The organism is Cyanobium sp. LEGE 06143 (assembly GCF_015207535.1).
GTDB lineage: Bacteria > Cyanobacteriota > Cyanobacteriia > PCC-6307 > Cyanobiaceae > NIES-981.
In genome coordinates this window covers 1-3487 of the sequence record NZ_JADEWP010000225.1, presented here as the reverse complement: position 1 = coordinate 3487, position 3487 = coordinate 1, and the positions used below count along the sequence as shown (strand labels likewise).

Sequence of the window (3487 nt, the reverse complement as noted above, 5' to 3'; positions counted from 1 at the left end):
AAACTGGCCCACCCGCCTTGAGATGGCCGCCCGAACCACAACTTGATTGACGCGCCGCGACAGCCTGGTCACGATCCCGATCCCCGCTGCGATCTCAGGCTCCAGCGGGCTTCCGAACAACCACTCTCTACCGGTCAACCAGATTGACGCCACCCGTCAACCTGATTGACACGGGACACACCTCGTCCGGAGTTCCGGCTGGAGCACCAGCAGGAGCGACCCGGGGCTCTGGCATGGTGGAGGTTGCTACCTGCTGAAGTTTCCCGGCCGTTGCCGTACATCGCTGCTGGCCGTCGTGTTGGCTTCGGTGGTGGCGGTGATGTGATCGAAGCCCGCTTCGAGGTGCTTGTCCCTGGGCCCTTCGCAGCTAGCCCGCCTCCTGCAGCACCATGAGCGGGGCTGGCGGCCGCTGGGGTCACCTAGGTTGCCAGCTGCCACACCTCTCGCTATTCGTTTGCCACCTACCTGCTTGAACGCAGACAGGACCCGAACTATTCAGGTACTTCTCGGCCACGAGGACATTCCCACCACAATAACGGATATCCACGTCCTCAATCGCGGCCCCCTGGGCGTAAACCGCCCCGCCGACCTTGTGTAGCTCTATGAACGAGTGGTTTTCGGACCCGAGAACCACCGCTAATCATGGGTCGCACTGCACGAGAAGCAATTCCTAGGCTGGCTTCTCAGGCAATGATCACTCCTGCTGCTGTGCAGTTCGCGGAATAGGCTGTCGGGCTGGGAGGCGATTCCCGGGACCATTTACTAACTAGGCCAACATATTCAATTCATGTCCAATGAGAAAGCGACCATACAGCATGCAAAACCTACTTCGTCGCAGCGCACTCCTTACTCTGCCCCCTCTTCTGATTTTGATGGCCTTGTCCATCTTGGCCGCCCAATTCACTGAGTTGTCAACAAGGAATGAGATTCTATCACTTTCTTCTTTTGTCGTAATCATCTCATTTAGTGCATTGGCCTTCAATTGGTGCAGGGTCTCGTCATCATTTGCACCGGAAGACATCTTGAAAATTGTCTTCCAGGCAGGAATCGATCTCTTTCTCGCAAGTCTCCTCGCATTGGTTGCCAGTTTTTTCGCATGGCTCCAGGCAACACTATCGGTCATTCCGCCCACTTTCTATTCCGTCCTATTCGGGTTGCACTTTGTATTCCTATCCGTCTCCCTTCTGTTCTTTCTCGCCTCTATCCTGTCTCTTCTCGCAACAATTAGCAAACGCATATAAAGAGTCCTCCATCTATACGAACCTTCGAACGCTCGACTTGCTTGGCACCAAGCAAGAGCCGCTGCAAGCCATTCTGCTTCAGATCAAGCAGCACCGATCGAAATAAGGCCACGAGCGCTAAACAGCTCTGAGCAACAAAGGCTTGAGGGGCTCCTGAGATCTGGCATCGCAGGATTGCCCCTCCGGATATCCTCAGGGATTGATCTGTGCCCAGCTAAGGTCATCTTTTGCCTCTTTCTTGCTGTCTTACACTCCTGTAAGGCCTCATTCGGGCAAGCCACTACCCTACTCATGGAGTCGCAAGCAACTGATGTCGCGCCAGGAGCAGATTCGTCAGGGCAACTAGAACATGCACCTTGCAGCGGTTCTTCACCATTCTCCGCAGTCTGGTCTTCTGAAAGCCGAACTGCTGCTACGGCCTCCGGCCGGCTCCGCAAAGATCACGCGAAATGGATGCTCACCTTTGGCGCGGATGTGGGCCTTGGCTGTCTCCACCAGATGCCGCAGCTTCCTAGCTGGCGTATCGGGCAGTGCTCGGCGCTTGCAGGGACGCATGGCCACCCGAAACTCAGTTGCCTTTCCTGCCGTCTCAGGCCCCTTCGCGATTCCCTGGTAGCCAGCGTCGGCGTAGACCACCTGCTCCTCTCCTTGCAGTAGCTCAGCTGCTGGGGTGAGGTCATCCACGTTGGCGACAGTGGTGACGACGAAGTGGATCAGGGCTGAGTCCTTGTCTACGCCCGAATGGATCTTCATGCTGTAGGTGAAGCCTTCCTCGTAGCGGTGAAACCACTGGTTGGCCTGCTTTTTCTGATGCATCTCCGGATCGCGCTCACCAGCCTTGTTCTTGGTGGGGCTGTGGGCGGCGATCAAGGTGGCATTGATGATCGTGCCCTGCTTCAAGGACATACCCCGTTCCCTGAGATGGGTCTTGACGGTCTCGAAAATCTGCTCGCCGAGGTCGTGCTTCTCTAGCATGTGCCGGAAATGAATGCCCGCAAACCGCCGCATCGTCGGCACCTCGATCAAGGCATCCTCCATCGCTGGACCGCTCAGCGAGTACTACTGCTGCATCAGGTTGCTCCGCAGCATGGTGGCCAGCGGATAAGGCGGGAGGCCACTTTTGCTGCTGGTGTTGGGGTACTGGGGCTCGATCAGAGCGATCTGGGCCTGCCAGGGCACCACTGCGTCCATTTCTGCCAGGAACTTCTCCCGCTTGGTGCGCTTCTTGGCGGTGGTCTGCTCGTCATCGCCAAATCCCAGCTGCTTATCGCCCATCACCCCAGTCCTGGCCTGTGATCACAGCACTATTTTCCCGTGGTCAGGCTGGGTCTATCAGGGGCTCCCTGGACACCGGACCATGGCGCTATAAATCAAGCAATCGAGAGTCGGGCCATGACACGGGACTGGTGGGCATGCTGTGGCCTCGGCCCGCTCCGACGCACCACCCCCCTCACGCTGCTGGCTGCCCTCAGCCTGGGATCTCCTGCGCTACTGAGCAGGGCCGCCCTCGCCGGCTCCACCGACGACCTGCTGCAGCTGCTGGAGCAGCGGCAGTGCCCGCGCTGCAACCTCACCGGCGCCGATCTGGTGCACGCCCGGCTCGACGATGTGGACCTGCGCCAGGCTCGCCTCCAGCGCGCCAACCTCGGTCAGGCGCGGCTGGATGGAGCTCAGCTGATGGGCGCGGATCTGAGCTTCACCACGCTGCAGGGCGCCTCTCTGCGTGGAGCAGACCTGCGCAGCGCCCGGCTGGAGGGCACCGATCTGCGTCAGGCGGATCTGAGCGGTGCCCTGCTCGATCCGGGAGCCCTCTCCCGCGCCCACTGGCAGGGAGCCCGGGGAGTGGACCATGGTCAGCTGAGCTTCGGGGAACTCCACAACGCCGGTGTGCAGGCCGCTCAGCAGAGCCGCTATCCCGAGGCAGAGCAGTTCTTCAGTTCGGCGATCCGGCAGCAACCCGCTGCGGCCGTGAGCTGGGTGGCCCGGGGCATCACCCGCGGTGAGCAGGGCAAGGCCCAGCTGGCCGCCAACGACTTCAACTACGCCGCCAGCCTCTACGCCGCCGGCGGCGAGGAGACCCAGGCGGCCCAGCTGCGCCAGGCCGCTGCCACCATCAGCGCGCCACCGGGCCAGCCGGGGGGTGGAGGCAATGGCGTCGGCTCGGCGCTGGTGGGCGGCACGATGGGTGCCCTGCAGTTCCTGCTGCCCCTGGCCGCCAAGGCCTTCATGCCCCTCCCGTTCTGAGC

The 3487-nt window shown here is 60.6% G+C and carries 1 protein-coding gene and 1 pseudogene; one reads left to right on the top strand and one right to left on the bottom strand.

The features are described 5' to 3' along the window. Positions 1-1530: 1530 nt before the first annotated feature. A pseudogene (locus IQ216_RS12670) lies at positions 1531-2516 on the bottom strand (IS5 family transposase). A gap of 117 nt (positions 2517-2633) precedes the next feature. Here IQ216_RS12670 and IQ216_RS12665 point away from each other — a divergent pair. Continuing rightward, complete coding sequence (locus tag IQ216_RS12665) at positions 2634-3485, top strand: pentapeptide repeat-containing protein (RefSeq protein WP_193815762.1); 852 nt, start codon at positions 2634-2636, stop codon at positions 3483-3485. The last annotated feature ends 2 nt before the right edge of the window (positions 3486-3487 follow it).

Coding starts and splice junctions, on each gene's coding strand:
- IQ216_RS12665 (WP_193815762.1), top strand. CDS start 2,634: ATGACACGGGACTGGTGGGCATGCTGTGGCCTCGGCCCGCTCCGACGC.